This is a genomic window from Roseococcus sp. SYP-B2431, assembly GCF_004336745.1.
Classification (GTDB): Bacteria; Pseudomonadota; Alphaproteobacteria; order Acetobacterales; family Acetobacteraceae; genus Roseococcus.
The window spans coordinates 1054390-1069943 of the sequence record NZ_SJXD01000011.1 but is presented as its reverse complement, the minus strand read 5'-3'; the positions used below and the strand labels follow the sequence as shown (position 1 = coordinate 1069943).

Below are 15554 nucleotides of genomic sequence, written 5' to 3'. Positions count from 1 at the left end.
CGTGCCGACTGTCACCTGACGGCTCCTGCGCGTCGCCCGCTGTTCTCCCCGCCCATCGAACTCCGCCTTCGATTCGTCCCGGGGCCGAGCCGGTCGATGCTTCAGGCGCGAGGCCGCCGCCAATCCGCCTTTGCTTCCCCTTGCGCGCCGCTGATAGGCTCCCGGTCATCGAGGCCCGTCAGTGGCCCGCAAGGGAGAAATCGATGCTCACACGCCGCTCGCTGCTGGCCGTACCTCCGGCCGCACTCGCCGCGCCCGCCTTGGCCCAGGGCGCCTGGCCCAACAAGCCTGTCCGCGTCCTCGTGGGCTTTCCGCCCGGCGGCTCTCTCGACGTGCTGACCCGGCTGGCCGCGGAGATCGTCACCCAGCGCCTGGGCCAGAGCTTCGTCGTCGAGACGCGCAGCGGGGCCTCGGGCAACATCGCCGCCGAGGCGCTCGCCCGGGCGACGCCCGATGGCTACACCATCGGCACGGTCAGCATGCACACGGTGGTCATCAACCCGATGATCTTTCCCTCCGTGCCCTTCGACATGGCCAGGGACTTCCAGTGGATCAGCGCCATGTGGGACATCCCGAACGTGATGGCCGTCCCCGCGCAATATGTGCCGGCCCGCACGGTTCAGGAGTTCATCGCCTGGGGGCGTGAGCGGCCCCAGGGCATCAGCTACGGCTCGGCGGGGGTCGGGACCACCATCCATCTCTCGGGCGCCTATCTCCTGGCGAGGGCCGGCATCCAGGGCACGCATGTCCCGTTCCGCGGCGCGGCGCAGACCATCCCGGCCATGCTCTCCGGCGACGTGCAGCTCGCGGTCGACAACCTCGCGAGCTATGTCGGCGTGATCCAGGAGGGGCGCATGCGCGCGCTGGCCGTCACCATGCCGCAGCGCTGGCCGACCATGCCGGACGTGCCGACCATGGGCGAAGCGGGCATCGACAATTTCAACGTCAGCCCCTGGCATTGCTGGGCCGGCCCGGCCGGCATGCCGCGCGAGATCGCCGAGCGCATCTCGCGCGAGATCCGCACCGCCTGGGCGGATCCGGCCCTGCGCCAGCGCGTGATCGGCATGGGCGCGATGCTCACCGGCTCGACGCCCGACGAGCTCGGCGCGCGGCTGGAGGCCGAGAAGCCCCGCTGGGCCGAGATGGTGCGGATCTCGGGCGCGCAGGCCGGCTAGGGCCGGGATGCGCCGGCACCGGCGCATCCGTCCACATCCCGCCAGGAGGACAGGTCAGCATGGACCCCAGCCGCATCGCCGAGGCCGCCGGCCTCCTGGCCGCCGCCCGCCAGTCCGGAGGGCGCATCGCGGCGCTGCCCGCGAGCGCCGCCCCGCAAAGCGTCCGCGAGGCCCATGCAATCCAGGACGAGGTCGTGAAGCGGACCGGCGCGCAGGTGGGCGCCTACAAGGCCAATGCCCCGACCGCGGCCTCCGAGGGCGTGCGCGGGCTGATCTACGCCCCGGTCATCCACGCCTCGCCCGCGATGTTTCCGGCGGCCGAGGCGCCGCAATGCGGCATCGAGGGCGAGGTCGCCTTCCGTTTCCGGCGCGACCTGCCGCCGCGCGCCGCGCCCTATTCCCGGGAGGAGGTGGCCGGCGCGCTGGACGCCTGCGCCGCCATCGAGGTGGTGAGCAGCCGCTATGCCGATTCCGACACCGCGACCGTGCTCGACAAGCTCGCCGACAACATCAGCAATGGCGGCCTGGTGCCCGGCGCGCTGGTCGAGGACTGGCGGGGGCTGGATCTCGGCCGGATCAAGGTGCGGCTGACGGTGAACGGCGAGACGGTGGTGGAAAAGTCCGGCGGGCATCCGATCGGCGATCCGCTGGGCGTCGCCGTGGCCCTGGTCGAGATGATGCGCCAGGCCGGCGGCGTGAAGGCGGGGCAGTACGTGACCTGCGGATCCTATACCGGGCTGCGCTACGTCAGGCCGGGCGACCGCTGCCGCGTGGCCTTCGAGGGGCTGGGCGAGGCGGAGCTCGCCTTCAGCCCGTGATCCCGGCATAGGCCTGCCGCATGGCCTCGATCGCCGCGAGCTTTTCCGCCAGCGGCCGCCAGTCGTCGTTCCCGGCGATCGGCGCCCAGAGCGCCTCGACCTCGTCGATCAGCATCGTGCAGGGCGTTCCCGCGAAATAGGGGTGCTCCGGGCCGGAGGCTTCGTAGCCTTGCAGCGCGTCCCGGAAGGCCTGGAAAGCCGGCCCCTCGTAGCCGCCGCGCGCCCGGCCGCCACGCCAGTCGAAGAAGGCCTGTTCGAAGGGAGCCTCGCTCTCCTGCAGGGCGGTGAAGAAGGCGGCGGCCAGCGCGGCGTCGCGTTCCGGCTCTCGGGGCGCGAGGCCCAGTCGCCACAGAACCGCCGCCGCGAATTCGCGCTGGAAGGTAGGTCCGAAGGCGTTCAGCTCCTCCTGGAGCGGCGATTTCAGGTCGGCATCGCCCTCCAGTAGCAGCAGGCTCCCGCCCAGCCGTGCCAGATTCCATTGCAGCGTCTCGGGCTGGCGGCCATAGGCGTAGAGCCCTCCCTGGTCGAAATAGGCCGCGGTGAAGGCCGGGTCGTATTTCGGCAGGAAGCGCCAGGGGCCGTAGTCGAAGCTCTCGCCGGTGACGTTGATGTTGTCCGTGTTCAGCACGCCATGGACGAAGCCCGCCGCCATCCACTGCGCGCCCATCCGCGCCACCCGGCGGCTGGCGGCGGCGAAGAAGCGCGTGATGCGCTCGGCCTCCGTCGGCGCCTCCGCCTCGGGCAGGTAGCGCATGACGATGTGGCTCAGCAGGTGCCGCATCGCCTCCACGTCCTGGTGGAAGGCCAGCCGCTGGAAGGTGCCGATACGCAGGTGCGAATGGTTCAGCCGCACCAGCACCGCGGCCCGGGTGGGGGAGGGCTCGTCGTTGCGGAACAGCTCCTCGCCCGTCTCGACCAGGCTGAAGCTCTTGGAGGTCTCGACCCCCAGCGCCTCCAGCATGGAGGTGGCCAGGATCTCGCGCACGCCGCCCTTCAGCGTCAGCCGCCCGTCCGCCCCGCGCGACCAGGGCGTCTGGCCGCTGCCCTTGGTGCCGAGGTCGAGCAGGCGGCCGTCCTGCAAATCGTGCAGCTGGGCGAAGAGGAAGCCGCGGCCGTCACCGAGGTCGGGATTGTAGTGGCGGAACTGGTGGCCGTGGTAGCGTAGCGCCAGCGGTTCCTCGAAGGAGCCCGGCAGGGGCTGGAAGCGGCCGAAATGCGCGATCCATTCCTCGTCGGTCAGCGTGTCGAGGCCGACGCGCGCGGCCCATCGCTGGTCGCGGTGGCGCAGGGTGAGCTTCGGGAACTCCGCGGGCGCGACCACGTCGTAGAGGGCCTCGCCCAGATCGAGATGCGCGCGCGAGGGGGAGAAGGAGGAGGAGACCGGCATTGGCCCATGTAACGCGGATCGGGCGGGAATGTATCCGCCCCGCTTGCGGCCTCGCGGCGCTTCTGCTGCCCTGAGCGGAAGGGCAGGAGATCAGCATGACGCTCAAGCATATCCTCGGCGTGGACCACGTGGTGGTCACGGTGCGCGAACTGGACGCGGCGGCCTTGGCCTGGAAGGGCCTGGGCTTCACCGTCTCGCCGCGCGGCACGCACAGCCCGCAGATGGGCTCGGGCAACCACACGATCATGTTCGGCGAGGATTATCTCGAGCTGCTGGGCATCGTCGCTCCCACGCCGCACAACGCGCCGATGCGCGAATGGCTGGAGACGCGCGAAGGGCTCGAGCGCACCGCCTTCACCACCGACGATGCCGCGGCCGGCGTGGCGGAGGTGCAGGCGAGGGGGCAGGCCGCGACCGGCCCCATCGCCTTCGGCCGGCCCGTGCCCATGCCGGACGGCTCCATGTCCGAGGCGCGCTTCGAGGTCTTCCACTGGCCCTCGACGCTGCGCACGGCCGGCATGCGCATCTTCGCCTGCCAGCATCTGACGCGCGAGACGGTCTGGATCTCCGAGCTGCAGGCCCATGCCAACGGCGCGACCGGCATCCTGCGCGTCGAGGCCCTGGCGAAGGATCCCGGGGCGGCGGCCGAGCAGATGGCCGGGCTGATCGAAAGCACCGTGGCCCGGGCGCCCGACGGCGCCTATGCCGTGCCGACCGGCGCGGGCCGCGCGGACCTCGTCTTTCTTGACCGGGCGCAGCTTGCCGCGCGGCATGAAGGCGTGCCGCTGGATGGCCTGCCGGAGGAGGGCGCCGCCGCGCTGGTGCTGAAGACGCACAGCCTGTCCCATGCCGCCCGGGCGCTGGGCACCGCGCCCGGGGCCACGGTCGCCGTGCCGGCCACGCGCGCCACGGGCGTTCTCTTGCGCTTCGTGCCGGAAGAGCAAGATTGACCTTCCTCCCGCGCGGCATCCATGCTGCGCTGCATTAGATTCCAGGAGCTTGGGCATGGATGTCACCCGTCGCGCCGCCTTGATGACTTCGGCCGCCATCGCGGCCAGCGTCAATGCGCCGGAACTCGCCCTCGCGCAGGAGACACCGCGCCGCGGCGGCGTGATGACGGTGCATTTCGCCACCGAGCAGCGGATCCTGAACCCCAGCCTCCAGGCCTCGACGGGCGTCTACATCGTCGGCGGCAAGATCCAGGAGCCGCTGGTGGACCTGGACGCGAACGGCCAGCCCACGGCCTGCCTCGCCGAATCCTGGGAATCCTCGGCCGACGGCCAGACCATCACCTTCAGGCTCCGCCAGGGCGTGACCTGGCATGACGGGCGGCCCTTCACCTCGGCGGACGTGCAGTTCACCGCCATGGAGATGTGGAAGAAGATCCTGAACTACGGCACGGCCGTGCAGCTCTTCCTTGAGGCCGTCGAGACGCCGGACGCGCACACCGCCGTCTTCAAGTACTCCAGGCCCATGCCGCTCGGCCTGCTGCTGCGCGCCCTGCCGGACCTCGGCTACGTCTCGCCCCGGCACATCTACGAGGGCACCGACATCCGGCAGAACCCCGCCAATACCGCGCCGATCGGGACCGGGCCCTTCAAGTTCCTGCAATACGAGCGCGGGCAGTTCATCATCGCCGAGCGCAACCCGAACTACTGGCGCAACAACCTGCCCTATCTCGACCGCGTGGTGTGGCGCGTCGTCAGCGACCGATCGGCCGCCGCGGCGCAGATGGAGGCGGGGCAGATCCTCTACAGCCCCTTCTCCTCGCTGGCACTGTCCGACCTGGCGCGCCTCGGCCGCGATCCGCGCTTCGAGGTGACGACGCGCGGGAACGAGGGCAATCCGCGCACCAACACGCTGGAGTTCAACTTCCGCAATCCGCTCCTGGCCGACATCCGCGTCCGCCGCGCGCTGGCGCATGCCATCAACATCCCCTTCTTCATCGAGAACTTCCTCAATTCTGACTACGCGAAGCCGGGGACGGGGCCGATCCCGACGGTCTCGACCGATTTCTATCCGACCGGCGCGATGCCGCAGTATCCCTACGACCGCGCGGTCGCGAACCGGCTGCTGGACGAGGCGGGGCATCGCCGCGGCGCGGGCGGGGTGCGCTTCAATCTGCGGCTGACGCCGGCGCCCTGGGGCGAGGACATCGCGCTCTTCTCGACCTTCATCCAGCAGTCGCTGCAGGAGGTGGGCATCCGGGTCGAGATCGTGCGGCTCGATGCGGCGGGCTTCCTGCGCACCGTCTACAACGACTGGAACTTCGATCTGGCCACCGGCTGGCACCAGTATCGCAACGACCCGGCGGTCTCGACGACGGTCTGGTACCGCACCGGCTCGCCGCGCGGGGCCCCCTGGACGAACCAGTTCGGCTTCTCCGACACGTCGATCGACGGGATCATCGATGCGGCCGCGACGGAGCTCGATCCGGCGAAGCGCAAGGCGCTCTATGCCGACTTCGTGCGGCGCGGCAATGGCGAGCAGCTGATGTGGAACCCGATCGAGCAGCTGTTCCTCAGCTGCTACAGCAAGCGGCTGCGGAACCACGCGAACATGCCCCGCTGGGGCTCGTCCTCGTGGCATGACCTGTGGATCGCCCCGTGACCCCGCTTCCCGCCTGATGCTGGCGCTGGCCGGCCGCCGCCTGGCGGCGTCGATCCCCTCCCTGCTGATCATCCTGGTCGGCATGTTTCTCCTGTTGCAGCTCGCCCCCGGCGACACGGTGGATGCGCTGATGGCGCAGATGGGCGGCGGCGGCGACGCGGCGCTCATGGCCGAGCTGCGCGCCTTCTACGGGCTCGACCTCTCCGTGCCGGCGCGGCTGCTGAACTATCTCTGGCGGCTCGTGCAGCTCGACCTCGGCTTCTCCTCCATCTACGGCAAGCCCGTCGCGACCGTGATCCTGGAGCGCCTGCCGGCGACGCTGCTGCTCATGACGGCCTCGCTCTCCTTCGCCTTCTTCTTCGGCCTGCTCTTCGGGGTGATCGCGGCCCGGCGGGTGAACCGCTGGCCGGACACCGTCATCTCCACGCTGGGGCTGGTCTTCTACGCCACGCCCTCCTTCTGGTTCGGGCTGATGGCGATCGTGCTCTTCTCGGTGCATCTGCAATGGCTGCCCGCGGGCGGCATGGAGAGCATCGGCGAGGGCCTCACCGGAATCCGCCGCGCGCTCGACATCGCCTTGCATTTCGTGCTGCCGACGCTGACGCTCGGCCTCATCTTCCTGGCCATCTACCTCCGCATCATGCGCGCCTCGATGCTGGAGGTGCTGACGCTCGACTTCGTGCGCACCGCCCGGGCCAAGGGGCTGGACGAGACGCGCGTCATCACCCGCCACGTGCTGCGCAACGCCATGCTGCCCATGGTGACGCTGATCGGCCTGCAGGCGGGCACCATGCTGGGCGGCTCGGTGGTGGTGGAATCGGTCTTCTCGCTGCCCGGCCTAGGGCGGCTGGCCTATGAGGCGGTGGTGCAGCGTGACCTGAACACGCTGCTCGGCATCGTCTTCATCTCGGCGCTGCTGGTGATCCTGGTGAATTTCTGCGTGGACCTGCTCTACGCGAAGCTCGACCCGCGCATCGCCAAGGAGACCGGCGGGTGAGGTTCCTGCGCGCCTATGCCCGCAGCCCCGCCGCCGTGGTCGGGCTGCTGCTGCTGCTGCTCGTGATCGGCATGGCCATCTCGGCCGACTGGCTCTTCCCGCGCGACCCGCTGGCCCTGGCCGGCCGGCCGCTGCAATGGCCGGGCGCCAATCCGCGCTTCTGGCTCGGCACGGACAATTCCGGCCGCGACATCGCCGCGCAGATCTTCCACGGCGCGCGGGTCGCCCTGCTGATCGGGCTGGTGGCGACCTCCATCGCCGTCGTGATCGGGATCGTCATCGGCGCGGTCGCCGGCTTCTACGGCGGCTGGGTGGACGACGTGCTGATGCGCGTTACCGAGGCCTTCCAGACGCTGCCGAATTTCCTATTGCTGCTCGTCCTCGTCGCGGTCTTCGGCTCGGAGATCTCCACGGTCGTCGTCGCCATCGGCATCGTCTCCTGGCCGGCGCCGGCGCGGCTGACGCGGGCGGAGTTCCTGACGCTGCGCTCGCGCGAATTCGTCGAGGCCTGCCGGACCCTGGGCATGCGCGACGCCCAGATCATCTTCCGCGAGATCCTGCCCAATGCGCTGCCGCCGGTGATCGTCTATGCGAGCGTGGTGATGGCCGTTGCGATCCTGCTGGAATCCGCCCTGGCCTTCCTGCGCCTCTCCGACCCGAACGTCTCCTCCTGGGGCAACCTGATCGGTCTCGGCCGCGACGTGCTGCGGGTGCAGTGGTACGTCTCGGCCATCCCCGGCCTGGCCATCCTGGTCACGGTGCTGGCGGTCTCGCTGGTGGGGCAGGGGCTGAACGATGCCCTCAACCCGCGGCTGCGCGGACGTTGAGCGCGATCCTCTCCATCGAGGGCCTGACCGTGGCTCTCCCCCGGGGCGCGGACCGGCCGCATGCGCTGGACGATGTGACGCTGGAATTGCGGGCGGGCGAGATCCTCTGCGTGGTGGGCGAGTCCGGCTCCGGCAAGTCGATGACGGCCAGCGCGGTCATGCGGCTGCTGCCTGACAACGTGGCCCTGACCCGAGGCCGCATCCTCTTCGGAGGCCGGGACCTCGCCGCCGCCGAGGAGGAGGAGATGCGCGCCATCCGCGGCGCGGGCATCGCCATGATCTTCCAGGAGCCGATGACGGCGCTGAACCCGCTGCGCCCCGTCGGCGACCAGATCGGCGAGATGTTCCGCATCCATACCGACCTGTCTGCCGAGCAGATCCGCGCGCGCACCCTGGCACTGCTGGAGGATGTCCGCATTCCCGATCCCGCGCTCGCGATGCGCGCCTATCCGCATGAGCTCTCGGGCGGCCAGCGGCAACGCGCCATGATCGCCATGGCGCTCGCGCTCAGCCCGCGCGTGCTCATCGCCGACGAGCCGACCACGGCGCTCGATGTCACGACCCAGGCGCAGATTCTCTCCCTGATCCGCGACCTGCAGCGGCGGCTGGGCACAGCCGTGCTCTTCATCACCCACGACTTCGGCGTCGTCGCCGAGATCGCCGACCGCGTGGCCGTGATGCAGCATGGCGTCGTCGTGGAGCAGGGCGAAGCCGCCGCCGTGCTGAACAGCCCGCAGCACCCTTATACGAAGGCGCTGATCGCCGCCGTCCCGCCGCTCGCCGCCCCGCCGCCGCGGGCCTTCTCGGACGAGGCGATCCTCAAGCTCGAGGGCGTGTCCAAAACCTACCGCACCGGCGGCTTCCTCGGCCGCAACAGGCGCGTGACCCGCGCGGTGCGCGACGTCTCGCTGGAGCTGCCGCGCGGCGGCACGCTCGGCATCGTGGGCGAATCGGGCTCCGGAAAGTCGACGCTCGCCCGCTGCGTCATGCGGCTCATCAGGCCGGACACGGGCGCCATCCGGCTCGACGGGACCGACCTCGCCACCCAGTCGCCGGCGCAGCACCGCGCCAGCGCGAGGCGCATGCAGATGGTGTTCCAGGACCCCTATGCCTCGCTCAACCCGCGCCGCCGCGTGGGCGAGCTGGTGGCGCAGGGCCCGATCATCCACGGCACCCCGCGCGAGGCGGCGCTGGCGCGCGCCAAAAGCCTCTTCGCCCTGGTCGGCCTCGATCCCGCCTCGACCGACCGCTACCCGCATGAATTCTCCGGCGGCCAGCGCCAGCGCATCGGCATCGCCCGCGCGCTCGCTTTGGAGCCGGAGGTGCTGGTGGCGGACGAGCCGGTCTCGGCCCTCGACGTCTCCGTCCAGGCGCAGGTGCTGAAGCTGCTCGCGGAGCTGCGGCAGCGCCTCGGCCTCTCCATCCTCCTCATCACCCACGATCTGCGCGTGGCGGTGCAGGTCTGCGACCTCGTCGCGGTGATGAAGGATGGCGAGGTGGTGGAGAGCGGCCCGATCGGCCGGGTCTTCGAGGCGCCGGAGCATCCCTATACGCAGTCCCTGCTGGCCGCCGTGCCAGGCCGGGAGTTTCAGGCCGCGCGCCGATCGCGCCTATAAGGCGCGCCATGAAGCAGATCGCCGTCCTCGGCGCCGGGCCCGCCGGGCTCATGGCCGCCGAGATTCTCGCCCAGGCCGGGCAGCGCGTCACCGTCTTCGACCGGATGGCCTCGCCGGCGCGGAAGCTGCTCATCGCGGGGCGGGGCGGGCTGAACCTCACCCATTCCGAGCCGCTGGAGCGCTTTCTCGACCGCTACGGCGCCGCCCGCGCTGCGCTGGAGCCGGCGATCCGCGCCTTCCCGCCCTCCGCGCTCGTGGAATGGTGCCAGGGACTGGGGCAGGAGACCTTCACCGGCAGCAGCGGGCGCGTCTTCCCGCGCGCCATGAAGGCTTCGCCCTTGCTGCGCGCCTGGCTGGCGCGGCTGGACGGGCTCGGCGTCGCGCTTCGCCCCCGCCATCGCTGGACGGGCTGGGACGGCGATGCGCTCCGCTTCGAGACGCCGGAGGGCACGCTTCGCTGCGAGGCCGACGCCACGCTGCTGGCCCTCGGCGGCGCCTCCTGGCCGCGCCTCGGCTCCGATGGCGGCTGGGCCTCCTGGCTGGATGAGGTGGCGCCCCTGCGCCCGGCGAATATGGGCTTCCGGGTCGAGTGGTCGCCTCGTTTCCGCGAGCGCTTCGCAGGGCAGCCGCTCAAGCGCATCGCCCTGTCCTTCGCGGGAGCAACGGTCCGCGGCGAGGCCATGGTGACCGCCGGGGGCATCGAGGGCGGCGCCGTCTATGCGCTCGCCGCGCCCCTGCGGGAGGCCATCATGCGCGACGGCACGGCGACCCTGCGTCTCGATCTCCGCCCCGACCTCGACGCCCCCGCTTTGGCCGCGAAGCTGGCCGGCCGCGGCCTTTCCCTCTCCAACCAGCTGCGCAAGGCCGGGCTGGCCCCGGCCGCCATCGGCCTCGTCCAGGAGGCGCGGCATGGGGGCGACGCGACGCCGCCGGAACGCCTGGTCAAATCCCTGCCGCTCCGACTGACCGGGGCCCAGGGGTTGGAGCGCGCCATTTCCTCCGCGGGCGGCCTCCGCTTCGAGGCCCTCGATCCGCGCTTCATGCTGCGGGCCCGCCCCGGCACCTTCGCAGCCGGCGAGATGCTGGACTGGGAGGCGCCCACGGGCGGCTATCTCCTCCAGGCCTGCTTCGCCACGGGTGTCGCCGCCGCGCAAGGCGCGCTCGGCTGGCTCGGCGCCTGACCGGCCCGGAAGGCGGCGCTACCGGCGGATAAGGCCGCTCGGGACCAGGGCGAATTGGCGCCCGGTCACCGGGACCGGCGCCGCGCGATAGGCGTCGAGCCCGCGGCCCCGCCCGGCGCTGGCCGAGGGCAGCACCGCCGCCCGCTCGGCCCGGTTGGAGAGCGACAGCCCAGCGGGCGGCCGCGTTCCGGCCAGGGCGAGATCCTGGGCCGCGCGCGCCTGCTCGGCCGGCCAGGCCGCCTGGACGCGCGCGCGATAGGCCTGGGCCAGATCGGGCGTCTGGGAGTGGTAATGGCCGGCGGCCACCATCCAGTCCGCGCGGGTCGACTGCAGCTCGGCGAGGAAGCGCGCCGCGTAGCGGGCGTTGGCCGGCGGATCGAAGGCCTCCTCGAGGTTTGCGAAGGCGCGGGGGTGGTGGTGCAGGTTCACCTGCATGCAGCCCACGTCGATGATCCGGACGCCACGGCCCTGCAATTCCCGCACGGCGGCAATCGCTGCCTCCCTGGTGGGGAAGAACCGACCGCGTCCCTCGGCGTTCAGGGTCCAAGGCCAGGGGCCGGCGATGCCCGTCTCCGGGTTGCGGCGGCCCGATTCCACACGGCCGATCGCCTGCAGCAGCCCGGCCGGAATGCCGGCCCCGCGCTCGGCCTGGGCGATGGCGGCCCGGCATTGAAGGGCGGGATCGGCTCCGGGACCGGAATGCGGCCAGCCCTGTCCGGGGCGCAGCACGGCGAAGAGCACAAACAGGGGAAGGAGCATCCGCATGCGGCCCTAGGCGCAAGCCGCGTGCCAAGGGATTCACCGCCCGGGAGCCTTGCATCCTCGGAATGCTGCAATGCAAAATATCGCTTGCATGCGAGCGATCTCTCGCCTATATCTGTCTTCGGCGGCAGGGACTTCGGTCCTTGCCTGCTTTCTTGGACGTTTCCTCCCTAAACTTGGCGGCCCAGCAATGGGTCGCCATTTTTTTTGCCCGCAGCCGCCGAGCCGGGGCGAAACGTATGGGGACTGATGCCAGCCATGTCCAAGGCCCGTTGCCGTTGCGGCGAGGGCCGCGAAGCGGGACAAGGAGACATGCACGGCTCTCTCCTGGTCCTGGCGCTTTCGCTGGCCGCCCCGCTCTTCGCCAAGGGCTCGGAGGGCTGGTTCAGCCTGGCCCCCTGCGAGCTCTGCCTGTGGCAACGCTGGCCCTACTGGGCCGCTGCCGGCCTCGCGGCGCTCTCGCTGTTCGTGGCACGGCGAAGCCTGCTGTGCCTGGCCGGGCTCGCGGCCGCGGCCTCTGCCGCCGTGGCGGCCTTCCACCTGGGCGTGGAATGGGGCTGGTGGCCATCGCCGCTGGCCGGCTGCCAGGTGCCGACGGCCGGCGCCTCCCTGTCCGTGGAGGACATGCTGCGCTCGCTCGCGCCCGCGCCCTCGAAGCCCTGCGACCTGCCGGCCTTCCTGATCCCGGGCCTGCCCCTTTCCATGGCCGGGATGAACCTCTTCTATGGCCTCTTCGTCGCCATTCTCGCCTGGCGCATCGCCCGGAAGGAGCCCCGCGCATGACCACGCCCCGCCGCTACCTGGAAGAGGTCATCCGCGTGGACCATGCCGGCGAATACGGCGCCAAGCGCATCTACCAGGGCCAGCTCGCCGTGCTGCGCGGAACCCGGCACGGCCCCATCATCGAGCACATGCAGGCGCAGGAGCAGGTGCACCTCGACACCTTCTCCCGCCTGATCGCCGAGCGCCGGGTGCGGCCGACGGCGCTGCTGCCCTTCTGGCATGTCGCCGGATTCGCCCTCGGCGCGGCCACGGCGGCCCTGGGCTACCGCGCTGCCATGGCCTGCACCGTGGCGGTCGAGGAGGCGATCGACGAGCACTACCAGGAGCAGGAAGCCGCCCTCGGCGAGGACGAATCGGCCCTGAAGGCCGACATCGCCCGATTCCGGGCCGAGGAGCTGGAGCACCGCGACATCGGACTCGAGAACGAGGCCGAGCTGACGCCGGCCTATCGCCTGCTCTCGACAGCCATCAAGCTCGGCTGCAAGGCGGCGATCAAGGTGGCCGGGAAGGTCTGATTTTCCACGGAAAACCGCTGTTTTGTCGCGTCTGTCACGCTTTGGCACGATCCTTGCCTTGACCCCTCCTGGTCCGGCCCCCATAGAAGCCGGGTGGATCAATCTCTCTCGCCCTCCAGCCTCGACACCGCCCGCCGCGTCCTGAACCTCGAAGCGCAGGCCCTGGCCGCCATGGCGGCCGGCCTCGACGAGGGATTCGACCGCGCCGTGCTGGTGCTCGCGGGCGCGACGGGCCGCGTCGTGGTTTCCGGCATGGGCAAGTCAGGGCATGTGGGGCGCAAGATCGCCGCCACCCTGGCCTCCACCGGCACGCCGGCGCAGTTCGTCCATCCGGGCGAAGCGAGCCATGGCGATCTCGGCATGATCGTCCGCGGCGACGCCGTGCTGGCCCTGTCCAATTCCGGCGAGACGGCCGAGCTCGGCGACCTCGTGGCCCATGCGCGGCGCTTCGGCATCCCGCTGGTCGCGATCGTCGGGCGCCCCGGCAGCACCATCGGCCGCGACGCCGACATTGCGCTGGTCCTGCCGCCCGTCGAGGAGGGCTGCCCCAACGGCCTGGCGCCCACCACCTCCACCACCATGCAGATGGCCATGGGCGACGCCCTGGCCGTGGCCCTGCTGGAGCGGCGCGGCTTCGGGCCCGAGGATTTCCGCGTCTTCCACCCGGGCGGCAAGCTCGGGGCGCGCCTCCAGCGCGTCTCCGATGTCATGCACGGGCCCGAAGAGGTGCCGCTGGCGCCGCCCGGCCTGTCCATGGCCGAGGGGCTGGTGGCCATGACGGCGAAGCATTTCGGCTGCCTTGGCATCGCGGGTTCGGACGGGAAGCTGGTCGGCGTGATCACCGACGGCGACCTCCGGCGCGCGCTGCGCTCGGGGCTCGGCGATGGGCTGCTGGCACGGCCGGTGGCCGAGGTCATGACGACACAGCCGCGCTCCATCCGGCCCGAGGTGCTGGCCGTCGAGGCGCTGCGGATCATGAACGAGGGCGCAATCACCGCGCTCTTCGTGGTCGACGAGGCGCGCCGGCCGGTCGGCATGCTGCATGTCCACGACCTGCTGCGCCTGGGGGTCGCCTAGATGGCGCCGCGGCGATGAGCGAGAAGGTGCACCGCGCCGATTTCGGCGCGCCGCTGCCTGAGCGCCGGCGCGTGTTGGCGCCGTCCCGCGCGCGCGACGTGCCGAGCGCGGGCGCCATCCACCGCCGCCACCGCCTCGTGCAGGCCGTGAAGCTCCTGCTGCCGCTGGCGGCCGCCGGCCTGCTGGCGCTGCTGCTGCTCTGGCCGGAGTTCGAGGGGCGGGACGGGCGGCTCTCCTTCCGCCGCGGCCCGGCGCTGGTGCCGGAGGCGCTGCAACTCGTGGCGCCGCGCTTCCAGGGCGTCGACGAGCTGGGGCGCCCCTATACCATCACCGCGCGCGTCGGCCGCCAGGTCGGCCAGGAGGAGGTCATGCTCCTCGACCAGCCGCGCGCCGACATCCTGCTGAACGACGGGGCCTGGGTCTATGTCGAGGCCGACAACGGCCGCTACGACAAGCCGGCCCATCACCTCAACCTCGAGGGGAACGTGCGCATCTTCCACGACAACGGCATGCTGTTCCGCACCGAGCAGGCCGCGGTGCAGATCGACCAGGGCAGCGCGGACGGCGACCGGCCGACCCAGGCGCAGGGCTCCTTCGGCACCATCGAATCCGAGGGCTTCCGGCTGCGGGAGCGGGGGGCCGTCATGGTCTTCACAGGCAAGGCGCATGCCGTCCTGGAAGGGCGCCAGCGATGAGAAGATTAGCCGCCGCGCTGCTGCTGCTGCCCGGGCTCGCCGCGGCCCAGGGCATCGACATGTCCCAGGGCGGGCCCACGGACATCACCGCCGATGACGGCATCGAGTGGCGGCAGAACGATCAGGTGGTGATCGCCCGCGGCAATGCGAAGGCCGTGCGCGACGGCACGACCGTGGATGCGGCCCGGCTGCTCGCGCGCTACCGGCCCCAAGGGGGGACGGCGGGGGGCGCGGCGGCCGGGCAGCAGGCGCCGCCGCAAGCGCCGGCCCAGCCCGGCGAAAGCCCGCTCTCCGGCGGCAACGAGATCTGGCGCATGGAGGCGGAGCAGAATGTCCGAATCTCCACCGCGACCGACGTCGCCCTTGGCGACCGCGCCGTCTACGACATGGACCAGGCGGTGCTGGTGCTGACCGGGCGCAACATCAGCTACACCACGCCGCAGCACGTCATCACCGCCCGCGACAGCCTGGAATACTGGAGCCAGCGCCGCATGGCCGTGGGCCGCGGCAGCGCGCTCGTCGTGACGCAGGACGGGCGGCGCATCACCGCCGACACGCTGGTGGCCTATATGCTGGAGGATCCCCCGCCCGGTGCCCCGCCCACTGCGGCCGGCGCGCCCGCGGGGCAGCCCGTCGCCGTCCGCGTGCCCACGCAGGCGCGGCCGGGCACCGAAGGCACGCAGGGCCCGCCGCCCGGCCAGGGCCGCATCGACCGCGTCGAGCTCTTCGGCAATGTGGAGATCCGCACCGAGACCGAGGTGGTGCGCGGCGACCGCGGCGTCTATTCCGCCGCCACCGGCCTCGCCCGCGTGCTCGGCAATGTCCGCATCACCCGTGGCGAGAACCACGTGAACGGCCGCGAGGCGCTGGTGAACCTCAACACCGGCGTGTCGCGCATCATCTCGCAGCCCGGCCAGCGCGTGCAGGGGCTCATCGTGCCCGGATCGCAGGCGCAGCCGGGTGCCGATCCCGGCGCGAGCCTCGCCGCGCCGCCCCGCGGCCAGGCTCCGCGCGGCAACCGGCCCGCGGGGCAGGCGCCCAGTCAGACGCCCAGTCAGACGCCCGGCCAAACTCAGGGAACTCCGCGTTGAACAAGGCCGGCCCCACCGTC

The 15554-nt window shown here is 71.4% G+C and carries 15 protein-coding genes; 13 read left to right on the top strand and 2 right to left on the bottom strand.

The annotated features are described in order from the left end of the window. Positions 1-203: 203 nt before the first annotated feature. Complete coding sequence (locus EJV46_RS06380; protein ID WP_131547717.1) at positions 204-1175, top strand: tripartite tricarboxylate transporter substrate binding protein; 972 nt, start codon at positions 204-206, stop codon at positions 1173-1175. A 59-nt stretch (positions 1176-1234) separates the two neighbouring features. Next, complete coding sequence (locus EJV46_RS06375) at positions 1235-1993, top strand: 2-keto-4-pentenoate hydratase (RefSeq protein ID WP_131547716.1); 759 nt, start codon at positions 1235-1237, stop codon at positions 1991-1993. Here EJV46_RS06375 and EJV46_RS06370 read toward each other — a convergent pair. Beyond that, the gene (locus tag EJV46_RS06370; protein WP_131547715.1) at positions 1983-3380 is read right to left on the bottom strand and encodes a protein adenylyltransferase SelO family protein; all 1398 of its coding nucleotides are present in this window, start codon (positions 3378-3380) and stop codon (positions 1983-1985) included. The genes EJV46_RS06375 and EJV46_RS06370 overlap by 11 nt on opposite strands. Positions 3381-3475: 95 nt before the next feature. Between EJV46_RS06370 and EJV46_RS06365 the strand changes: the two genes are divergently transcribed. From EJV46_RS06365 to EJV46_RS06340, 6 genes are read left to right on the top strand one after another with little or no spacing between them, the layout of a single operon-like run. Continuing rightward, positions 3476-4330 carry a VOC family protein gene (locus EJV46_RS06365; protein WP_131547714.1) on the top strand — a complete coding sequence of 285 codons (855 nt, stop codon included), beginning with the start codon at positions 3476-3478 and terminating at the stop codon, positions 4328-4330. 55 nt (positions 4331-4385) lie between these two features. Further along, the gene (locus EJV46_RS06360) at positions 4386-5990 is read left to right on the top strand and encodes an ABC transporter substrate-binding protein (protein WP_131547713.1); all 1605 of its coding nucleotides are present in this window, start codon (positions 4386-4388) and stop codon (positions 5988-5990) included. A 16-nt stretch (positions 5991-6006) separates the two neighbouring features. Continuing rightward, positions 6007-6987, top strand: coding sequence for an ABC transporter permease (locus tag EJV46_RS06355; protein ID WP_131547712.1), 981 nt, complete (start codon positions 6007-6009; stop codon positions 6985-6987). Beyond that, the gene (locus tag EJV46_RS23015) at positions 6984-7814 is read left to right on the top strand and encodes an ABC transporter permease (protein ID WP_206020718.1); all 831 of its coding nucleotides are present in this window, start codon (positions 6984-6986) and stop codon (positions 7812-7814) included. Before EJV46_RS06355 ends, EJV46_RS23015 begins: the two co-directional genes overlap by 4 nt. After that, positions 7811-9430, top strand: coding sequence for an ABC transporter ATP-binding protein (locus EJV46_RS06345; protein WP_206020717.1), 1620 nt, complete (start codon positions 7811-7813; stop codon positions 9428-9430). The genes EJV46_RS23015 and EJV46_RS06345 overlap by 4 nt, the downstream gene beginning before the upstream one ends. Before the next feature lie 8 nt (positions 9431-9438). Continuing rightward, the gene (locus tag EJV46_RS06340; RefSeq protein WP_131547710.1) at positions 9439-10611 is read left to right on the top strand and encodes a TIGR03862 family flavoprotein; all 1173 of its coding nucleotides are present in this window, start codon (positions 9439-9441) and stop codon (positions 10609-10611) included. Between the two features lie 18 nt (positions 10612-10629). On the opposite strand, the gene EJV46_RS06335 is transcribed toward EJV46_RS06340, so the two are convergent. Beyond that, positions 10630-11370, bottom strand: a complete 741-nt coding sequence (locus EJV46_RS06335) for a lytic transglycosylase domain-containing protein (protein ID WP_131548059.1) — start codon at positions 11368-11370, stop codon at positions 10630-10632. A 315-nt stretch (positions 11371-11685) separates the two neighbouring features. Between EJV46_RS06335 and EJV46_RS06330 the strand changes: the two genes are divergently transcribed. The 5 genes from EJV46_RS06330 (at position 11686) to EJV46_RS06310 (ending at position 15534) form a co-directional block, all read left to right on the top strand. After that, positions 11686-12156, top strand: coding sequence for a disulfide bond formation protein B (locus tag EJV46_RS06330; protein ID WP_131547709.1), 471 nt, complete (start codon positions 11686-11688; stop codon positions 12154-12156). Beyond that, positions 12153-12671, top strand: a complete 519-nt coding sequence (locus tag EJV46_RS06325; protein ID WP_131547708.1) for a demethoxyubiquinone hydroxylase family protein — start codon at positions 12153-12155, stop codon at positions 12669-12671. The genes EJV46_RS06330 and EJV46_RS06325 overlap by 4 nt, the downstream gene beginning before the upstream one ends. 93 nt (positions 12672-12764) lie before the next feature. Beyond that, on the top strand, positions 12765-13748 hold the full coding sequence (locus EJV46_RS06320; RefSeq protein WP_240782422.1) for a KpsF/GutQ family sugar-phosphate isomerase: 984 nt from the start codon (positions 12765-12767) through the stop codon (positions 13746-13748). A gap of 14 nt (positions 13749-13762) precedes the next feature. Then, complete coding sequence (gene lptC, locus EJV46_RS06315; protein WP_131547707.1) at positions 13763-14443, top strand: LPS export ABC transporter periplasmic protein LptC; 681 nt, start codon at positions 13763-13765, stop codon at positions 14441-14443. Further along, on the top strand, positions 14440-15534 hold the full coding sequence (locus EJV46_RS06310) for an LptA/OstA family protein (protein ID WP_131547706.1): 1095 nt from the start codon (positions 14440-14442) through the stop codon (positions 15532-15534). Before lptC ends, EJV46_RS06310 begins: the two co-directional genes overlap by 4 nt. Positions 15535-15554 lie beyond the last annotated feature (20 nt).

What these genes read in the sequence shown, in the direction of transcription:
- EJV46_RS06330 (WP_131547709.1), top strand. Translation starts at nt 11,686, where the DNA reads ATGCACGGCTCTCTCCTGGTCCTGGCGCTTTCGCTGGCCGCCCCGCTC.
- EJV46_RS06375 (WP_131547716.1), top strand. Translation starts at nt 1,235, where the DNA reads ATGGACCCCAGCCGCATCGCCGAGGCCGCCGGCCTCCTGGCCGCCGCC.
- EJV46_RS06370 (WP_131547715.1), bottom strand. Translation starts at nt 3,380, where the DNA reads ATGCCGGTCTCCTCCTCCTTCTCCCCCTCGCGCGCGCATCTCGATCTG.
- EJV46_RS06310 (WP_131547706.1), top strand. Translation starts at nt 14,440, where the DNA reads ATGAGAAGATTAGCCGCCGCGCTGCTGCTGCTGCCCGGGCTCGCCGCG.
- EJV46_RS06355 (WP_131547712.1), top strand. Translation starts at nt 6,007, where the DNA reads ATGCTGGCGCTGGCCGGCCGCCGCCTGGCGGCGTCGATCCCCTCCCTG.
- EJV46_RS06365 (WP_131547714.1), top strand. Translation starts at nt 3,476, where the DNA reads ATGACGCTCAAGCATATCCTCGGCGTGGACCACGTGGTGGTCACGGTG.
- EJV46_RS06335 (WP_131548059.1), bottom strand. Translation starts at nt 11,370, where the DNA reads ATGCTCCTTCCCCTGTTTGTGCTCTTCGCCGTGCTGCGCCCCGGACAG.
- EJV46_RS06380 (WP_131547717.1), top strand. Translation starts at nt 204, where the DNA reads ATGCTCACACGCCGCTCGCTGCTGGCCGTACCTCCGGCCGCACTCGCC.
- lptC (WP_131547707.1), top strand. Translation starts at nt 13,763, where the DNA reads ATGAGCGAGAAGGTGCACCGCGCCGATTTCGGCGCGCCGCTGCCTGAG.
- EJV46_RS06360 (WP_131547713.1), top strand. Translation starts at nt 4,386, where the DNA reads ATGGATGTCACCCGTCGCGCCGCCTTGATGACTTCGGCCGCCATCGCG.
- EJV46_RS06325 (WP_131547708.1), top strand. Translation starts at nt 12,153, where the DNA reads ATGACCACGCCCCGCCGCTACCTGGAAGAGGTCATCCGCGTGGACCAT.
- EJV46_RS06340 (WP_131547710.1), top strand. Translation starts at nt 9,439, where the DNA reads ATGAAGCAGATCGCCGTCCTCGGCGCCGGGCCCGCCGGGCTCATGGCC.